At 65.8% G+C, this 15,208-nt stretch carries 17 protein-coding genes and 1 tRNA gene; 12 read left to right on the top strand and 6 right to left on the bottom strand.

The genetic code is table 11. The features are described 5' to 3' along the window. Positions 1 to 5: 5 nt before the first annotated feature. Positions 6 to 944: a LysR substrate-binding domain-containing protein gene (locus HJG53_RS04355; RefSeq protein ID WP_171127924.1), complete on the bottom strand. Its 939-nt coding sequence runs from the start codon at positions 942 to 944 to the stop codon at positions 6 to 8. 102 nt (positions 945 to 1,046) lie between these two features. On the opposite strand from HJG53_RS04355, the gene HJG53_RS04360 reads away from it, so the two are divergent. From HJG53_RS04360 to purC, 4 genes are all read left to right on the top strand, one after another. Further along, positions 1,047 to 1,235: a hypothetical protein gene (locus tag HJG53_RS04360; protein WP_171127925.1), complete on the top strand. Its 189-nt coding sequence runs from the start codon at positions 1,047 to 1,049 to the stop codon at positions 1,233 to 1,235. Positions 1,236 to 1,285: 50 nt separating this feature from the next. Continuing rightward, the gene (locus HJG53_RS04365; protein ID WP_171127926.1) at positions 1,286 to 1,807 is read left to right on the top strand and encodes a CAP domain-containing protein; all 522 of its coding nucleotides are present in this window, start codon (positions 1,286 to 1,288) and stop codon (positions 1,805 to 1,807) included. 72 nt (positions 1,808 to 1,879) lie between these two features. After that, entirely contained in the window at positions 1,880 to 2,410 is a 531-nt protein-coding gene (locus HJG53_RS04370) for a CAP family protein (protein WP_171127927.1), read from the top strand. Positions 2,411 to 2,528: 118 nt separating this feature from the next. Then, positions 2,529 to 3,308, top strand: coding sequence for a phosphoribosylaminoimidazolesuccinocarboxamide synthase (gene purC, locus HJG53_RS04375; protein WP_171127928.1), 780 nt, complete (start codon positions 2,529 to 2,531; stop codon positions 3,306 to 3,308). A 60-nt stretch (positions 3,309 to 3,368) separates the two neighbouring features. Here purC and HJG53_RS04380 read toward each other — a convergent pair whose 3' ends face one another. Further along, positions 3,369 to 4,406 (bottom strand): PEPxxWA-CTERM sorting domain-containing protein, encoded by a 1,038-nt coding sequence (locus HJG53_RS04380; RefSeq protein ID WP_171127929.1) that lies wholly within the window; start codon positions 4,404 to 4,406, stop codon positions 3,369 to 3,371. Between the two features lie 262 nt (positions 4,407 to 4,668). Here HJG53_RS04380 and cphA point away from each other — a divergent pair, with 262 nt between their 5' ends. From cphA to purQ, 7 genes are all read left to right on the top strand, one after another. Continuing rightward, complete coding sequence (gene cphA, locus HJG53_RS04385; protein ID WP_217352585.1) at positions 4,669 to 7,455, top strand: cyanophycin synthetase; 2,787 nt, start codon at positions 4,669 to 4,671, stop codon at positions 7,453 to 7,455. Next, complete coding sequence (locus HJG53_RS04390; RefSeq protein WP_171127930.1) at positions 7,455 to 8,318, top strand: isoaspartyl peptidase/L-asparaginase family protein; 864 nt, start codon at positions 7,455 to 7,457, stop codon at positions 8,316 to 8,318. The genes cphA and HJG53_RS04390 overlap by 1 nt, the downstream gene beginning before the upstream one ends. After that, on the top strand, positions 8,315 to 9,121 hold the full coding sequence (locus tag HJG53_RS04395; protein ID WP_368039501.1) for a cyanophycinase: 807 nt from the start codon (positions 8,315 to 8,317) through the stop codon (positions 9,119 to 9,121). The genes HJG53_RS04390 and HJG53_RS04395 overlap by 4 nt, the downstream gene beginning before the upstream one ends. Positions 9,122 to 9,222: 101 nt before the next feature. Continuing rightward, complete coding sequence (locus tag HJG53_RS04400; protein WP_171127932.1) at positions 9,223 to 10,407, top strand: transferrin-binding protein-like solute binding protein; 1,185 nt, start codon at positions 9,223 to 9,225, stop codon at positions 10,405 to 10,407. Beyond that, positions 10,407 to 11,741 (top strand): surface lipoprotein assembly modifier, encoded by a 1,335-nt coding sequence (locus HJG53_RS04405; protein ID WP_171127933.1) that lies wholly within the window; start codon positions 10,407 to 10,409, stop codon positions 11,739 to 11,741. The genes HJG53_RS04400 and HJG53_RS04405 overlap by 1 nt, the downstream gene beginning before the upstream one ends. A 62-nt stretch (positions 11,742 to 11,803) precedes the next feature. Further along, positions 11,804 to 12,034, top strand: a complete 231-nt coding sequence (gene purS, locus HJG53_RS04410) for a phosphoribosylformylglycinamidine synthase subunit PurS (RefSeq protein ID WP_171127934.1) — start codon at positions 11,804 to 11,806, stop codon at positions 12,032 to 12,034. Continuing rightward, positions 12,031 to 12,699, top strand: coding sequence for a phosphoribosylformylglycinamidine synthase subunit PurQ (gene purQ, locus HJG53_RS04415; RefSeq protein WP_171127935.1), 669 nt, complete (start codon positions 12,031 to 12,033; stop codon positions 12,697 to 12,699). Before purS ends, purQ begins: the two co-directional genes overlap by 4 nt. Here the strand turns inward: purQ and HJG53_RS04420 are convergent. Both HJG53_RS04420 and HJG53_RS04425 read right to left on the bottom strand, forming a co-directional pair. Further along, complete coding sequence (locus tag HJG53_RS04420; protein ID WP_171127936.1) at positions 12,696 to 13,013, bottom strand: hypothetical protein; 318 nt, start codon at positions 13,011 to 13,013, stop codon at positions 12,696 to 12,698. The two genes, purQ and HJG53_RS04420, sit on opposite strands and share 4 nt — an antisense overlap. After that, on the bottom strand, positions 13,010 to 13,759 hold the full coding sequence (locus tag HJG53_RS04425; protein WP_171127937.1) for a queuosine precursor transporter: 750 nt from the start codon (positions 13,757 to 13,759) through the stop codon (positions 13,010 to 13,012). The genes HJG53_RS04420 and HJG53_RS04425 overlap by 4 nt, the downstream gene beginning before the upstream one ends. Before the next feature lie 56 nt (positions 13,760 to 13,815). Between HJG53_RS04425 and HJG53_RS04430 the strand changes: the two genes are divergently transcribed. Further along, positions 13,816 to 13,892, top strand: a tRNA-Arg gene (locus HJG53_RS04430). 490 nt (positions 13,893 to 14,382) lie between these two features. On the opposite strand, the gene HJG53_RS18255 is transcribed toward HJG53_RS04430, so the two are convergent. Together HJG53_RS18255 and HJG53_RS18260 are read right to left on the bottom strand one after the other, a co-directional pair. After that, positions 14,383 to 14,640, bottom strand: coding sequence for a hypothetical protein (locus HJG53_RS18255; RefSeq protein WP_174842744.1), 258 nt, complete (start codon positions 14,638 to 14,640; stop codon positions 14,383 to 14,385). Positions 14,641 to 14,720: 80 nt separating this feature from the next. Continuing rightward, positions 14,721 to 14,990: a hypothetical protein gene (locus HJG53_RS18260; RefSeq protein ID WP_174842745.1), complete on the bottom strand. Its 270-nt coding sequence runs from the start codon at positions 14,988 to 14,990 to the stop codon at positions 14,721 to 14,723. Between the last annotated feature and the right edge of the window lie 218 nt (positions 14,991 to 15,208).

Consider the following 15,208-nt stretch of genomic DNA (forward strand, 5'->3'; position numbering starts at 1 on the left):
GATAATCAGGGTTGCACGTCCGCGCCAACCGGCTGGCGGTAATATTCCGGCGGGCCCTGCCTTGCTTCGGCTGCGACCGTCTCCAGCAGCCAGTCGCGGACCATGCGCACCTTGCGCACCTGTCGGCGATGTTCGGGGTAAACGAGATAAAAGTCGCTCGGATCGAACGCGACATCGTCGAGCACCGGCACCAGCCGGCTGGCCGCGATCTCCACCCGCCACAGCATCGGGTTGAGGAGAGCGATGCCCAAGCCGGCCATCGCCGCCTGACCCTCGGCGATCTGGGTGTCGAGACGGATGCCGCGCGGGGCATCGGGCGAAGGCACGCCGCCCACCTGGTCGCGCCACACTTGCCACCAGCTATCGTCCGGGCTGATCCGCGCGTGGCGCATCACGCCGTCCAGGGTGCGGATCGACGGATGCTCCTTCAGGAATTCTGGGCTGGCAAACACCATCAGCGGCATGCGCATCAGGAAATGTGCGCACAGGCCCGGCCAATCGCCGCGCCCGCCCCGGATCGCAACATCGACATCGTCGCGCGCGAAATCGACCAGGCTGTTGGACGTGTGCAGCCGCACCGCCACGTCCGGCACACGGATCTGGAACGCACCGATCCTGGGCGCGAGCCAGTTGGGGCCGAAAGTGGTCGAGCAGCTGACCGTCAGCACCGATTCATTGTTCGTGCGCGCCAGATCGAAGGCGCTATCGAGCTCGTCGAACGCTTTGGCGACCAGCGGCCCGACGCGCCGCCCGGCCTCGCTGAGGGCCACCCGGCCGCGCTCGCGCACGAACAGGCTGATGCCCAGCCGCTCCTCCAGCAGCTTGATCTGGTAGCTGACCGCGGCCTGGGTCATGCCAAGTTCCTGCGCGGCGCTGGTGAAATTCTGATGCCGTGCAGCGGCTTCGAACACACGGACGGCAGCAAGGGGAGGCAGGCGACGCATCAACTCACATGATAAGCTAGGCTTATGTCTCGCGTCCAACGCTTTGTTGGCGTTCCGTGAGCGCAACGGTCATTTGCAAGCTGCAGCTACAGGAGCAGCGAAATGCGCGACGAACATGATGATCGCATCTATCAGGCCTTTCGTGGACAGCTGGGCGATGACATCGCCCGACTGGTCAAATCGGTCGCTTACGCCTTCGATCGCCTCACCGCCCGCCTCTACGACGCGCCCTGGTCCGACAGGAACAGGACGATCGAAGGGCAATGCGGCAAAGGGTATACGACGCTTTAACCAAAGTTCTCAGGCGGCCTTTCACCGGCCGTCGTGCAGGATCCAAGCGCATGAAAGCGCTCAGGATTCTTTGCGCGGCGGCGGTCGCCTCATCAGCTCCGCTAATGATCGGCGGTACTGATCGCACGAGCAGCCTCGAAGAGCGCCTGCTCGCCGCACACAATCGCGAGCGTGCCCTGGTCGGCGTTCCGGCGCTGACCTGGGACAAGCGCCTGGCCGCCGACGCCGCCATCTGGGCAGATGCGCTCGCCCGCACCGGCAGCTTCGAACACTCCCCCGCCGATCCGTCCGACCCGGATGTCCAGGGTGAAAATCTCTGGGCCGGCACACCCGGTGCGTGGGCGCCCGAAGAAATGGTCGGCTATTGGATCGCCGAGAAGCGCGACTATCGTCCGGGCGTCTTTCCCAGCGTCTCGCGCAGCGGCGATCTCGAGAAGGTCGGCCATTACACCCAGTTGATCTGGCGCAGCACCCGCAAGGTCGGCTGCGCGCTGGCCCGCTCCACCAAGGAGGACATCCTCGTCTGCCGCTATGCCGAAGGCGGCAATGTGCTCGGCGAAGCGGTGACCTGAGGCACCGACGGGCACGAGCTGAACCGTTACGCAGCCGTTCTGTAAGGTTTCAGCAAGGAAATCGGCTGCAAAATGAACGACGTGCGGGGATGGAAGGGATTGCTGGCCGCGGCGCTCGCCGTGGCGATGCCGCTGCTCACGGGTGGCGTCGACCGCGATTCTGCCTTTGCCGAGCGCATCCTCGCCAGCCACAATCGCGAGCGTAGCGCGCTCGGCGTCCAGCCGCTCAAGTGGGACGAGCGCCTGGCCGCGCAGGCCCAGGCCTGGGCCGACCATCTCGCCCGCACGGGCCGGTTCGACCATTCTCCAGCCGGCCCTTTCGATCGGACCATGGCCGGCGAGAACCTCTGGGCCGGCACGGCCGGTGCCTATGCGCCTGAGGAAATGGTCGGTTACTGGATCAATGAGAAGGCCGACTTCAAACCCGGCGTCTTCCCCGCTGTTTCCCACACCGGAGACCTGCAGGCCGTGGGCCATTACACCCAGCTGATCTGGCGCGAGACGACGCGGGTCGGCTGCGGCGTCGCGCGGAGCGGCGATGACGATATTCTCGTCTGCCGCTATCTTACCTCAGGCAATGTCATCGGCGAGCGCGTCATCTGACCGGCTCGATTGCACCGCTGCAAGGGTTAAGCTAAGAGGGCGCCCCGCCTCGGCCGCGCCAGACCGCGCTTCCGGGGCGCAACTTTTTCATGTCGGGCGCACGCCCAAGGAGCTGCCGATGGCCCGCCGCCGCCAGATTTACGAAGGCAAGGCCAAGATCCTCTACGAAGGCCCGGAACCGGGCACTTTGATCCAGTATTTCAAGGATGACGCGACCGCCTTCAACGCCCAGAAAAAGGGCACGATCAGCGGCAAGGGCGTGCTCAACAATCGCATCTCGGAGCATATCTTCACGCTGCTCGGCACGATCGGCGTGCCCACCCACTTTATCCGCCGCCTCAACATGCGCGAGCAGCTGATCCGCCAGGTCGAGATCATCCCGATCGAAGTGGTGGTGCGCAACGTCGCGGCCGGCACGCTGTCGAAGCGGCTCGGCATCGAGGAGGGCACGCAGCTGCCCCGAACGATTGTCGAATATTATTACAAGGACGACGCGCTTGGCGATCCGCTGATCAGTGAAGAGCATATCGCCTGTTTCGGCTGGGCCAGCCAGGACGAGATGCACGACATCACCGACATGGCGATCCGCGTGAACGACTTCATGTGCGGACTCTTTGCCGGCATCGGCATCCGCCTGGTCGACTTCAAGCTGGAGTTCGGGCGCATCTGGGACAATGACTATGCGCGCGTAATCCTGGCGGACGAGATCAGCCCGGATGGCTGCCGGCTGTGGGACATGGAGTCGGGCGAGAAGCTCGACAAGGATCGTTTCCGTCGCGACCTGGGCGGCGAAGTCGAAGCCTATCAGGAAGTCGCCCGCCGCCTCGGCCTGCTGCCGGAAGACGGCGAGAATGCGGTGCTGGACCTCGAGAGCCACCGCAAACGGCGCGGACGCTAGGCAAAGGCTCGGGTAAAGGGCTGCGGCCGGGAGCGCCGCAGCCCTTCCCCCCGAAAAGGATCAGGCGAAATAAGGCTGGCGGCGCCGCCGCCGCAGCGACATGCCGGCGCCGGCGAATCCCGCGATCATCAGTGCCCAACTCGCCGGCTCCGGCACGCCGGGAGCAGCAAGCCCGGACAGGAACAACCCTGAAGCCGACGAGAAGCTCAGCCCGCTCGGCAGGTCGCCGAACCGGAAAGTACCGGTATGGCCGAAATCGCAGCTGCTGCCGCCGCGGCAATCGAGCCCGAGCACGCCGCGTATGCCGAGCGAAGTCTGGCCGGTCGGCACCAGCAGGGTCGCCCGGATCCAGCCATCGACCCGGCCATCGATCCCGTTCGCGGCGCCCAACCCGGTCTCAAAGGCATCATCCGGTCCGCCATAGATGTTGGCGCCGAAATAGCCCCCCGTGTCCTCACTGAAGTAATAATTCATGTTGCCGCCCGCGGCGCGGCTCGGCGCCAGCGCGAAGCGCACCGCCTGGTTCTGGTCGTTGAAGCACAGATAATAGTCGCAGCCGAGTTGCAGAATCGTGTAGCCGCCCGGATTGGCGTTGCTGTCGGTGCCGTCGAATGGATCCACCAGCCGGCCGGTAAAGGCATAGGTGATGGAGACCGTGAGGTCGCCCGCCGTCGCATTGTTGAAGTAGATGGTGTCGTCGATCCGCGCTTCCGCAAAGCCGAGCGGCGAGCCGAAAGTGTTCGGCCCGGTAGAGGCGGTCGATGCCTTCAGCGTGCCGGCGGCCAGGCTGGCGGCGGCATAGGCCTCGTTATGTAGCGCGACATCGCCAAAGCCGCCGTCCTGCGTAGTCGCCGCCCAGCTCTGCGCCAGCAAACCGCCGCCCGTGCTGGTGCCCCCTTCGTTGACGTAGGAGCTACCGGCATCCTGCACGCCGTTTACGTAACGTGCGCTGGACCCGTACACATATGGGCCGCGATGGGCCGCCGAGTTGGCGAAGGCGTCGGAACGCGGTCCATAGATGACGGCATGAGTGGCGAAGGCCGGGCCTGAGGCCGATGCCAACGCAAGCAGGAAAATCGATTTCAGATGAACTCGCATGATAAACCCCTGTTGTCCGACTGACAGACGAAAAGGCGCAGGCGGCCGCAGAAGCGGGCCAAATCTCGGAGGCTCGCGCGGTCTTTTTTCCGAACCTCATCAGCGGCAAAGCTGTGACAACCGCGAGGGGTGCGGGCCCCAGCAGTCAGCGCGCTAACCCAGATTAGCTTTCGTTTCAGGAACTTAACGAAATCTGGTCGGTTCAGGTCGGGCGGGATCATTCCGATCCCATTTCCATCTGCCGGGAGCCGATCGGCCCGTTATGAACACGGTATTTTTCGGTTCGAAGTCCGACGCTTCGACCAGGATGCTGACCCAACCGCTCACCGTCCTCGAAACGGGCGTTTATCGCGGGCCCCATTTCTACAGCCACACGCCGATGATCCGGATCATGGCCGATCTCGGGCGGCTGGAGGACTGGCCCAGCAACCGCATTCCAGGATTCACCGAGCAACTGCTGGCGCTGCTGCCGGGCCTGAAGCGCCATGGCTGCTCCTATCGGCGCCGGGGCGGTCTGGTGCAGCGACTCGAACAAGGCACCTGGCTCGGCCATGTCGCCGAACATGTTGCGCTGGAGCTGCAGACGCTCGCCGGCACCCGCGTGACCCGCGGCAAGACCCGCGGCGTGAAGGGGCGGCCCGGCGTCTACAACATCATGTTCGCCTATCAATATGAGGATGTCGGTCTGCTCGCCGGCCGCATCGCTCTGGAGCTGGTCGACTCGCTCCTCCCCGATGAGCTTGCCGGCGCCGAAGGGCTCGACCGGATCGTCGAAATGCGCAGCGCCTTCGACTTCCAGCGACGGCTGGACGAGCTGAAGCACCTGGTCCGCCGCTCTGGCTACGGTCCCACCACCCAGGCCCTGGTCGACGAGGCGGAGCGGCGCGGGATCCCCGTCATGCGGCTCAACAATGGCAGCCTGATTCAGCTCGGCCATGGCCGCTTCCAGCAGCGCATCCGGGCGAGCATCAGCGGCCGCACGTCGCTGATCGCCGTCGAGGCAGCGGGCGACAAGGACTTCACCAAGCAATTGCTTGCCGACAGCGGCATTCCGGTGCCGCGCGGTGTCGTGGTGCGCGATGTGGAGGACGCAATCTGGGCCGCGCGGAGATTGCGCTATCCGCTGGTCACCAAGCCGCTCGACGGCAATCACGGCCGCGGCGTCACTATCGGCATCCGCGACGAGGACCAGCTTCGCTTCGGCTTTGCGCAGGCACTGGCCGAGGCCAAGGGCCGACGCGACATCATCGTCGAACAATATTTCGACGGACGCGACCACCGTATCCTCGTCGTCAATGGCGAGCTGGTCGCGGTCGCGGAGCGGGTGCCTGCCCATGTGATCGGCGACGGGGTCTGCACCATTGCCGCACTCATCGAGCGCGTGAACCAGGACCCACGCCGCGGCGACGGCCATGAAAAGGTGATGACGCGCATCAAGGTCGACGCGCTGGTGCTCGAATATCTGGAGCGCTCCGGCCTGACGCCGAACAGCGTCCCGGCGGCCGGCCAATGGGTGCAGCTACGCGCGACGGCCAACCTGTCGACCGGCGGCACGGCGATCGACCGGACCAACGAAATCCATCCCGACAATGCCGAGATCGCACGGCGCGCCGCGCTGGTCATCGGGCTGGACATTGCCGGAATCGACTTCATGGCGCCGGACATCTCGCGGTCGGTGCGGGACACGGGCGGCGGCGTGATCGAGGTGAATGCGGCCCCTGGCTTCCGCATGCATATCGAGCCGAGCGAAGGCAGCCCGCGAGATGTCGCCAAGCCGGTCATCGAGATGCTGTTTCCGCGCGGCCGCCGTTCGCGCGTGCCGATCCTTGCCGTTACCGGCACCAACGGCAAATCGACGACGGCGCGGATGCTGAAGCACATCCTGCGCTACACGGGCTGCACCGTCGGCCTCACCTCCACCAGCGGCGTCTATATCAACGACCAGCTCGTCAGCCCGGGCGATGCAACCGGTCCGCGCAGCGCCCGCATGGTACTGCGCGACCCCACCGTCGAGGTCGCCGTGCTGGAAACGGCGCGGGGCGGCATGCTGCGCGAAGGCCTGGCCTTCCGGCATGCCGATGTCGGCGCCTTCCTCAATGTGGCCGAGGATCATCTCGGCCTCAAGGGCATCCACACGGTCGAGGATCTGGCCGACCTGAAGGCGCTGGTGGTGGAAACGGTGCGTCGCGACGGCACTTCGGTGCTGAACGCCGACGATCCGATCGTCCGTTCGAAGGCACGACGCGCGGGCGGCAGCATCGCTTGGTTCTCGCTGAAGGGCGCCGCCGACATGCCCCAATGGCTCTGCGACCATATCGAAAATGGCGGCATGGCGGTGGTTCGCGAGCCCGGTGACGAAGGCGGCTGCATCGTCCTGCACAAGGATGGTCGCCGCGAACTGGTGATGGCCGCCGGGGCGATCCCCGCCACGCTCCACGGCCAGGCGGAGTTCAACATCGCCAACAGCTGCGCGGCGATCGCGATGGCAGTCGCGCATGGCGTGCCGCTGATCACCATCCGCTCCGCGCTCAGCAGCTTCCAGTCGACCTTCGAGCAGAATCCGGGCCGGCTGAACGTGCACGACGCGCACGGCTTCCGCGTGATCCTCGACTACGCTCATAATGCGGCCGGCCTGACCGCGCTGGGCAAGGTCGTGACGGGCTTGCGGCGCCGCTATCCGCGCACCGTCGGTGTCATCTCCATTCCCGGCGACCGGCGGGACGAAGACATCGTCGAAATGGGCCGCATCGCGGCGGACCTGTTCGACGAACTCGTCTTCCGCGAGGACCCGGCGACCAGGGGCCGGCCGCGCGGCGAGATCATGCGGTTGCTGCGCCAGGGCGCGCTCGAGGCCGGCACGCAGCCGAGCAACATTCACCTGATCGCCGGCGAGGCCGAAGCGACCGAGACCGGCCTCATCCTGGCCATGCCCGGTGATCTGGTGGTGATCACGCCGACAGAGGTGGAAGCGGCGTGGCGGCAGGTGCTGCATTTCTGCCCGCGCAAGGCCGCCCCTGCCCCCACTCAACGCCTGACGACGGTAGCGTAATGACGGAGTGGAAGCTGATCATCCATGGCGGCGCCAAGGAAATCGCGCCCGAGGAAGAGGCCGACAACCGCGACGGACTGGCGGAAGCAATCGAGGCCGGGCGCGCCATACTTGCCGATGGCGGCCGCGCGATCGACGCGGTGGAAGCGTCGGTGCGCGTCCTGGAGCGGTTGCCGGTCTTCAATGCCGGTCGCGGATCGGACCCGACCATCTACGGCAACATCGAAATGTGCTCCGCCATCATGGACGGCGCCTCGCTCGATATCGGCGGCGTAATCGCCATCGAGCGGGTCTGCCACCCGGTCAGCGTGGCAAAGGCGCTGTTGCGCGAACAGCCGATTCTGCTCGCCGGCCAAGGGGCGACGCGCTTCGCTGAGCAGATGGGTGCGGAGCTCTGCACCCTTGAAGAACTACGCACCGCCGATCCGCCGAGCGAAGAGGCCGAGATGCACGACACGGTCGGAGCCGTCGCGCTCGATCGGAATGGCGACTATGCGGCAGCGACCTCGACCGGCGGTCTTGCGGGGCAACTGCCGGGGCGAGCCGGTGACAGCGCGATGCCCGGCTGCGGCTATTATGCCGAGAACGGCGTCGGCGCTGTCGCCCTGTCCGGGCATGGCGAGGGGATCGCCCGGCTGCGCTTGGCTTCGAAGATCATGCACAGCATGAACGGGCTTGGCCCCGAACGCGCGATTTACGCGGCGGTCAGCGAAATGGAGCGCGTGGGCGGCGATGCCGGCGGAGTGGCCATCGACGCGCAAGGCCGGATCGGCTGGGCGCACAACAGCCCGCATTTTGCGGTGGCGAGTATCGCCGAAGGCGATAACAGCCCGGGCTTATGGTTGAGGAAACAGGGCCAGTGAGCGACCGCGGGACGCTGATCATCATCGGCGGGCATGAGGAGCGGGATCCGGACGGCAAGCGCACCATCCTGCGCGAAGTCGCGCGGCGCGTGCGCGGCGGCAAGCTGGTGCTCGCCACGGTCGCTAGCCACAAGCCGGAAGGCTATTTCGACGATTATCACCGCGCCTTCGAAGATCTCGGCTTAGGCGAGCTGGTCGAACTCTATTTAAACGATCGATGCGAGGCCGAGGCCGACGAGAAGCTCGCCGTGCTGGACGACGCCGCCGGCGTGTTCTTTTCGGGCGGCGACCAGCTGCGCATCACCAGCCAGGTCGGCGACACGCCGATCGAAGCGAAGGTGCGGGCGCTATTCGAACGCGGCGGGCTGATCGCCGGCACGTCGGCGGGCGCGACAGCGATGAGCGAGACGATGCTGGTCAAGGGCACCAGCGCCGAGACCCACCGGATCGGCGACCTCCATATGGCGCCGGGCCTGGGCCTGATCCGCAACGTCATCATCGACCAGCATTTCGCCGAACGCGGACGCTTCGGCCGGCTGCTGGGCGCCGTCGCGCACAATCCGCGCGTGCTCGGCATGGGCGTGGACGAGGACACGGCCGCGATTGTCGAGGGCAACAGCTTCCGGGTGATCGGATCAGGCGCCGTCTATGTGTTCGACGGACAACACGTCACCCACTCCAACGTCGCCGAGGCGCGGCCGGAGCGCGTCCTGTCGATGCACAATGTAAAGGTGCATGTGCTCGGCACCGACGACGGGTTCGATCTGAAGGAACGCAAGCCGATCCCGGCGCGCGAGGACTGACGCCCCCAACCCAAGGTGCGCGAAAAATCGCGGCAACTTTAGCCGCTCTTAACCAAGTCCTGCTTAGGACGGTGCCGAACTTCATGCCCGAAGGACGGCTCATGCGTAAACTCGTGCTCCTTGCTCCGATCTTTACTCTCGCCGCGTGCGGGGGCGCGGGGCCGCAGTCGGTCGGCAGCAGCGCCGCTCCGGCTGGCGCGCCGCAGAGTCCGGCGAACAACCACAGCTTCGTCAATCCGACCGTGCAGAAGACCTATTCGGCGATCGGCGGCGTCCACAGCTACAGCTATTCGACGCAGACCGGCGGCAATGCGCAAAGCGCGCAGCTTTATGCCGGCGACAGCTCGACTGCCCGCAACAGCGGCATCACCGTCGACTACAACCCGCGCGACGCGATCTTCGAAGTCAAGATTTCCGCGCCGAACGCCAACGTGTCGCAAACCCTGCGCTTTCAGGACCCTCTGCACCGCACCGATTTCGGCGGCCTGCGCGAGCCGCAGACCGGCGTTCCGCGCCTGTCCGCCGGCGGCATCCAGTATCTGCAGGCCGGATCGCGCAAGGAACCGGTCACGTTCGATCCGGCCCAGTCGGACATGGTGCCGGTCGGCGATCCCACCGGCATCTACAACAACGTGTCCTTCTTCTACCAAAAGCCGGGCACCGAGACGAAATATGTGACCTTCGCCGGTTATGTCCGCAACAATACCAGCGTCGTCCAGGAGCTGCTGCCCGGCGGCGGCTTCCGCATCCTCCAGAACAACACGCTGGAACGGGCCGCCTTCACCTTTGGCGAGCGCACCGATCTCGACGCCGTCCCGAAGACCGGCAGCGCCACCTATAACGGCGCGATGGTCGCGACCATGGTCTACAATCCGCTACGCGACAGCGTGAACAATGCGCCGACCTACTTCCAGTGGATCGAAGGTCGCAGCAAGACGACGGTCGATTTCGGCGCAAGCAGCTTCACGCTCGACCTGACCGGCACCGTCTTCGCGCCGCAATATGACGCCTACACCACCAAGCAGGCGGTGCTCGGCGCGGGCGCGACCTTCACCGCGACCGGCAATGGCCGCATCGACCTGGTCAATGCAGGCGGCTTCCTCGGTCAATTCACCGCGGCATCGTTCAACCAAGGCGGCGCAATGCCGGTGAACATCGCGGGTTCGAGCATCGACGGCGCCTTCTTCGGCCCGGCCGCGGCCGAAGTCGGCGGCGGCTTCCGCATCGTCGGCGGCACGCCCGACCAGCGGATCGATATTCTCGGCGCCTTCACCGGTACCAAATAGTGTTCGCCGCATTGCTCCTGGCGGCGCAAGCCGCCACGAGCCCGGCGCCTGCCTGCGACGCGACCGGTACCTGCTCGGCCCGGCTGACCGGTGACGAGTTGCTCGCGACCGCCGAGAAGCTGGTGCTGGCCCGCGAGTTCGACGCTGCCCGTCCGCTGATCGCTGCGCTGGAGCAGGTGCCCGGCAAGCAGATGGAGCGCCACTTCCTCGCCGGCTATGTCGCGATCGAAACCGGCGCGGTGAAGGAAGCGATCACCGAGTTCCGCGCGGCGCTCGCCATCGACCCGTCACAGACCCGCGTCCGGCTCGAACTCGCCCGTGCCCTGCTGATGGACGGCGACAAGAGCGCGGCCGATCATCATTTCCGCCTCGCCTCGCAGGACAAGAACCTGCCGCCCGAGATTGCCGCGACCGTGCGCTCTACGCGTGGCATCATCCGTGACCAGCGCATCTGGAACTTCCGCTTCGACTTCGGCCTGGCGCCCGATACCAACATCAACAACGCCACGTCCGCCGAACAGGTCGACTTGCTGGTCAGCCCCAACAACCGCGTGCCCTTTGCGCTCAACGACGACGCCAAGCCGCGTTCGGGCCTCGGCTTAACCGGCAGCTTCTCCGGCGGGCTGCGCCTCAAGCAGGATGCGAAGCTCGCCTGGCTGATCGACGGCGACGGCCAGTTCACCCATTATGAGGAAGATGATTTCGACGATTACATGCTGCAGCTGGCGGCAGGACCCGAATGGAAGCTCAGCGCCAAGACGGCCGTCACCGCACAGCTGGTCGGCCTACAGCGCTGGTTCGGCGGCAAGACCGCTCAGCAGCAGATCGGCGTCAAGACGGGCCTCACGACTTTCCTCGACCAGGGCCAGCGGCTCGGCTTCCAACTCGACGCGCGCCGCACCGAATCGGGCTTCGGCACCAGCTATGATGGCTGGCAATATGGCGCCTATGGCACCTACGAGCGCGTCGTCGCCAAGACGATGATCGCTTCGGCGAGCGGCTTCGTCCGGCGCGAGTCGCTGCGCTCCGAAAGCCTGTCGAACAGCGAGTTCGGCGTGAACCTGGGCATCGGCGGCGAGCTGCCGCACGGGATCAACGCCGGCCTATCGGGCGGGATTTCCCTCGCCCGCTACGACGCGCCGATCACGCTGTTCTCGGACTCCGATCGGCGCGACACGCGGATCAGCGCACGCGCCTATCTGGGCAGCCGGGCGATCCGGGTGCTCGGCTTCTCCCCCTCGGTCACCTACAGCTACACGCATATCGGTTCGAACTACGCCTTCTACGATTCCGACCGGCACCGCTTCCGCTTCGCGCTCGCCCGCTATTTCTGACGGGTTGCGGGTTGAGGCCTGGCGGACCATAGAGCCGCCAACTCCACTCCAGAGGTGCCCAGATGAAAGCGCGCGTGTTCGTCACCTTGAAGAACGGCGTTCTCGACCCGCAAGGCAAGGCGATCCATCATGCGCTTGAAGGCCTTGGCTTCAGCGGCGTCAACGATGTGCGCCAGGGCAAGATGATCGAGCTGGACCTGGCGGACGGCACGTCGGACGCCGATATCGAGGCGATGTGCACTAGGCTGCTCGCCAACACCGTCATCGAGAATTTCCGGGTGGAGCGCCAATGAAGAGCGCCGTCATCGTCTTTCCGGGCTCCAACTGCGACCGCGACTTGGCCGCCGCGATCGAGCAGGTGACGGGCCGCGCTCCGGCGATGGTCTGGCACCGCGACACCGAGCTGCCGGACGGCACCGGTCTGGTCGCCCTGCCCGGTGGCTTCTCTTATGGCGACTATCTCCGCACCGGCGCCATCTCCGCGCGCAGCCCGATCATGGATGCGGTCGCCAAAGCGGCCGACAAGGGCGTGCCGGTGCTCGGCATCTGCAACGGCTTTCAGATCCTCACCGAAGCCGGGTTGCTGCCCGGCGCACTGATGCGGAACGCCAATCTCGACTTCATCTGCCGCGATGTCTCGCTGACCGTCGAGAACGCCCAGTCCGCCTTCACCAGCCGCTATGAGGCCGGCGAGGCCATCACCATTCCGGTCGCGCATCATGACGGCAACTACTTCGCCGACGACGAGACGCTCGACCGACTGGAAGGCGAAGGCCGCGTCGCCTTCCGCTACGCCGAAGCGTGCAATGGCTCGGCCCGCAACATCGCCGGCATCCTGAACGCTCAAGGCAATGTGCTCGGCATGATGCCGCACCCGGAACGCAAGGTCGAAGCCGCCCATGGCGGCATCGACGGCCGCCGCCTGTTCGAAGGGCTGCTGGAGACCGTCGGGGCCTAGCCTCGCTTCAGCACGCGCGTCCGGCGCGCGAGCAGCATCAGCACGGTCGGCCAGAAGAGCGTGTTCGCCACATCCTTGGCGTTGGCGAACAGGTCGATCGGCGTGCCGTAGACGACGCTGTCGCGCAGGTCCCACGCCTCTCCCGCGACCGCCGCGGCAAGCACCAGCAGCCATGGCCGCCAGCTCTTCAGGGGCCAGCGCAGCAGGAGGGCACTGCCGAGGAACAGGGTCAGCGCCACATAGATGTGCAGCGCATCCTTCGAGAGATGGAGATTATCGACCAGCAGCCATTTGACCTGCTGCAACGGGCTCATACGCGGGCGGCGAAGGGTGTAAAGTTCGTGCCCTCATCATAGACATCGACGCCTTCGCGGCGCTTCAGGAAGGCAACGACAGCGTATGTGACCGGCGTCAGCAACGCTTCCCAGCTGACCTTCAGCACCCATTGCGTGACCATGACCTTGAGGACGAGGTCGCCCGTCCAGCCCGCCGCCCCCCAAAAGGCAAGCGGGTAGAAGATGAGGCTGTCGATCCCCTGGCCGGCTATCGTCGAGCCGATGGTGCGCATCCACAGATGCTTGCCGCCCGAGCGCAGCTTCATCCGCGCGAGCACGAAGGCGTTGACGAACTCCCCCGCCCAAAAGGCGATGATGGAGGCTAAGACGATCCGCGGCACCTGGCCGAAGATCGCGTCATAGGCGGGCTGATTGGTCCAGTCGGGGGCGGGCGGCAGCGCGACCACCACCCACGACATGAACGCCATGAACAAGAGGGCGACCGTGCCCGCCCAGATCACGCGCCGCGCCCGGGCATAGCCATAGACTTCGGTCAACACGTCGCCGATCACGTAGGAGACGGGGAAGAACAGGATGCCGGCGCCGAACGGCCAATAACGATCGGCGATCGGCAGCCAAATCTGCGCGACCTTGCCGGCGCCGAGCACGTTCGACAGCAGGATGATCGCGACGAATGCCGCCATCACGAAATCGAAATAGCGGAAATGCGTCCCCGCCAGTGCCCGTGCATCGACCGCGCGCGGCCGTTCTGCCCCTTCGCTCATGCCAGCACAGTATCGCCGTTTCGCACCTGCACAAGCTTCGCTATGGAAGCGCGCACGCGCCCGTAGCTCAGATGGATAGAGCACGAGCCTTCTAAGCTTGGGGCCGCAGGTTCGAATCCTGCCGGGCGCGCCACCCAGTCTGCGGTACCGGCATGGTCAGTGGCAATTTCGTTTGCCAGATCGAGCGCGGACGCTGCGGGGCGCTCGATCGGCAGGCTCTCCTCCACAATCCATTTGCAACGGCGGATCTGAAGCAGGTCCCCGGGTTTCGACTTCTTCCCTCCGGTACGCCAAGGCGGGCGCGACGCGGCGGCGAGCGGCTCCCAGCGCCGCCGTTGATCGGCATAGCCGGCAGCGTCCGGCCGCACCTCGATACCGGCGCGGCGCAACGTGTCGACGTGAGCGGCGTAGCTCTCGTTCAGGCGCTGAGTGTCGGCCGTGTCGTCCCCGCTTCCGCGTGCGGTCGGGAATTTGCGATCGAGCGTCTCCAGCAGCAGATATGCGCCCCGCCATACCGCTGCGACCGGTGCCGAGCGCACCAGGCCGGCATTCCGTTGCGGGTCGAGCGAGGTCTGGATCAGCGTCGCCGGATCGAGCAGGACGAACGTCAGCCGTAAGACCGATTAGAGCGGGTCCTTGAAGCGGAAGTAGAAGAGCAGAGAGTAGAAATGGTGCGCCTCCTTCGTGACGGCGAGCGGGCGCACCAAATTGCCGATCTCGCTCGTCGGGTCGCCTAAGTCGCCGTCCGCGCCCAGCCGCGCCAGCATCTCGGCCGCGTCGCCGGTGCCGCCGGTCATCAGGTCTATTGCAAGCGCCAACGCGTTGCGCTGACGCAGCCCGGAATAGACCTGGACCAGGTAGCTCAGGACCAGCGACAGCACCGACGCGCCGACGAGCGAGTTGAATAGGTAAAGGAGGCGCGAGAGGCTTGGCCGCTGCTCTGCCGGATTGTCGTCCCCAGCTAGAGCTGGATGACGAGCGCTGCGCCCACCGCAAGGCCCAGCGCCCAGAATGCGATCAGCAGGATGACGATCAGCGGACCCGCGAATGACAATGCCGCACCGCGCCGGAGGTCGAACAGTTCGGACAGCGCTTTCAGCGCCAACCAGACGAGACGATTCCATTGCGGTGCCAGCAGGCCGGTGCCGGCGCGAGCGTAAAGAATAGTGAGGAAGATGTCGGCGAGGAACAGCGCCATCAGCACTGCCCCGCCGACTTGCTGAAGGGTCATGGCCGGCGGACCAGGCGACTTCGACGATCAGGTCGGCCGAAGCGGGCGAGGTCTCGCCCGTCGGCTTGGACGCGCCGGCCGCTGCGGGGGTCGCACGATAGTCTTGCGGGACCTGCTCGGCAGCCTTGCCGCGCGAATAGCCGACACCCTTGGGAAAACCGGATCGATCGGCATAGTCGCGCACCGGACTATGGCGTTTGTGCAGCGCGCGGATGCCC

The organism is Sphingomonas sp. ID1715 (genome assembly GCF_013044515.1).
In the GTDB taxonomy this organism is placed as follows: domain Bacteria; phylum Pseudomonadota; class Alphaproteobacteria; order Sphingomonadales; family Sphingomonadaceae; genus Sphingomonas_B.

What these genes read in the sequence shown, in the direction of transcription:
- HJG53_RS04355 (WP_171127924.1), bottom strand. Translation starts at nt 944, where the DNA reads ATGCGTCGCCTGCCTCCCCTTGCTGCCGTCCGTGTGTTCGAAGCCGCT.
- HJG53_RS04360 (WP_171127925.1), top strand. Translation starts at nt 1,047, where the DNA reads ATGCGCGACGAACATGATGATCGCATCTATCAGGCCTTTCGTGGACAG.
- HJG53_RS04365 (WP_171127926.1), top strand. Translation starts at nt 1,286, where the DNA reads ATGAAAGCGCTCAGGATTCTTTGCGCGGCGGCGGTCGCCTCATCAGCT.
- HJG53_RS04370 (WP_171127927.1), top strand. Translation starts at nt 1,880, where the DNA reads ATGAACGACGTGCGGGGATGGAAGGGATTGCTGGCCGCGGCGCTCGCC.
- purC (WP_171127928.1), top strand. Translation starts at nt 2,529, where the DNA reads ATGGCCCGCCGCCGCCAGATTTACGAAGGCAAGGCCAAGATCCTCTAC.
- HJG53_RS04380 (WP_171127929.1), bottom strand. Translation starts at nt 4,406, where the DNA reads ATGCGAGTTCATCTGAAATCGATTTTCCTGCTTGCGTTGGCATCGGCC.
- cphA (WP_217352585.1), top strand. Translation starts at nt 4,669, where the DNA reads ATGAACACGGTATTTTTCGGTTCGAAGTCCGACGCTTCGACCAGGATG.
- HJG53_RS04390 (WP_171127930.1), top strand. Translation starts at nt 7,455, where the DNA reads ATGACGGAGTGGAAGCTGATCATCCATGGCGGCGCCAAGGAAATCGCG.
- HJG53_RS04400 (WP_171127932.1), top strand. Translation starts at nt 9,223, where the DNA reads ATGCGTAAACTCGTGCTCCTTGCTCCGATCTTTACTCTCGCCGCGTGC.
- purS (WP_171127934.1), top strand. Translation starts at nt 11,804, where the DNA reads ATGAAAGCGCGCGTGTTCGTCACCTTGAAGAACGGCGTTCTCGACCCG.
- purQ (WP_171127935.1), top strand. Translation starts at nt 12,031, where the DNA reads ATGAAGAGCGCCGTCATCGTCTTTCCGGGCTCCAACTGCGACCGCGAC.
- HJG53_RS04420 (WP_171127936.1), bottom strand. Translation starts at nt 13,013, where the DNA reads ATGAGCCCGTTGCAGCAGGTCAAATGGCTGCTGGTCGATAATCTCCAT.
- HJG53_RS04425 (WP_171127937.1), bottom strand. Translation starts at nt 13,759, where the DNA reads ATGAGCGAAGGGGCAGAACGGCCGCGCGCGGTCGATGCACGGGCACTG.
- HJG53_RS18260 (WP_174842745.1), bottom strand. Translation starts at nt 14,990, where the DNA reads ATGACCCTTCAGCAAGTCGGCGGGGCAGTGCTGATGGCGCTGTTCCTC.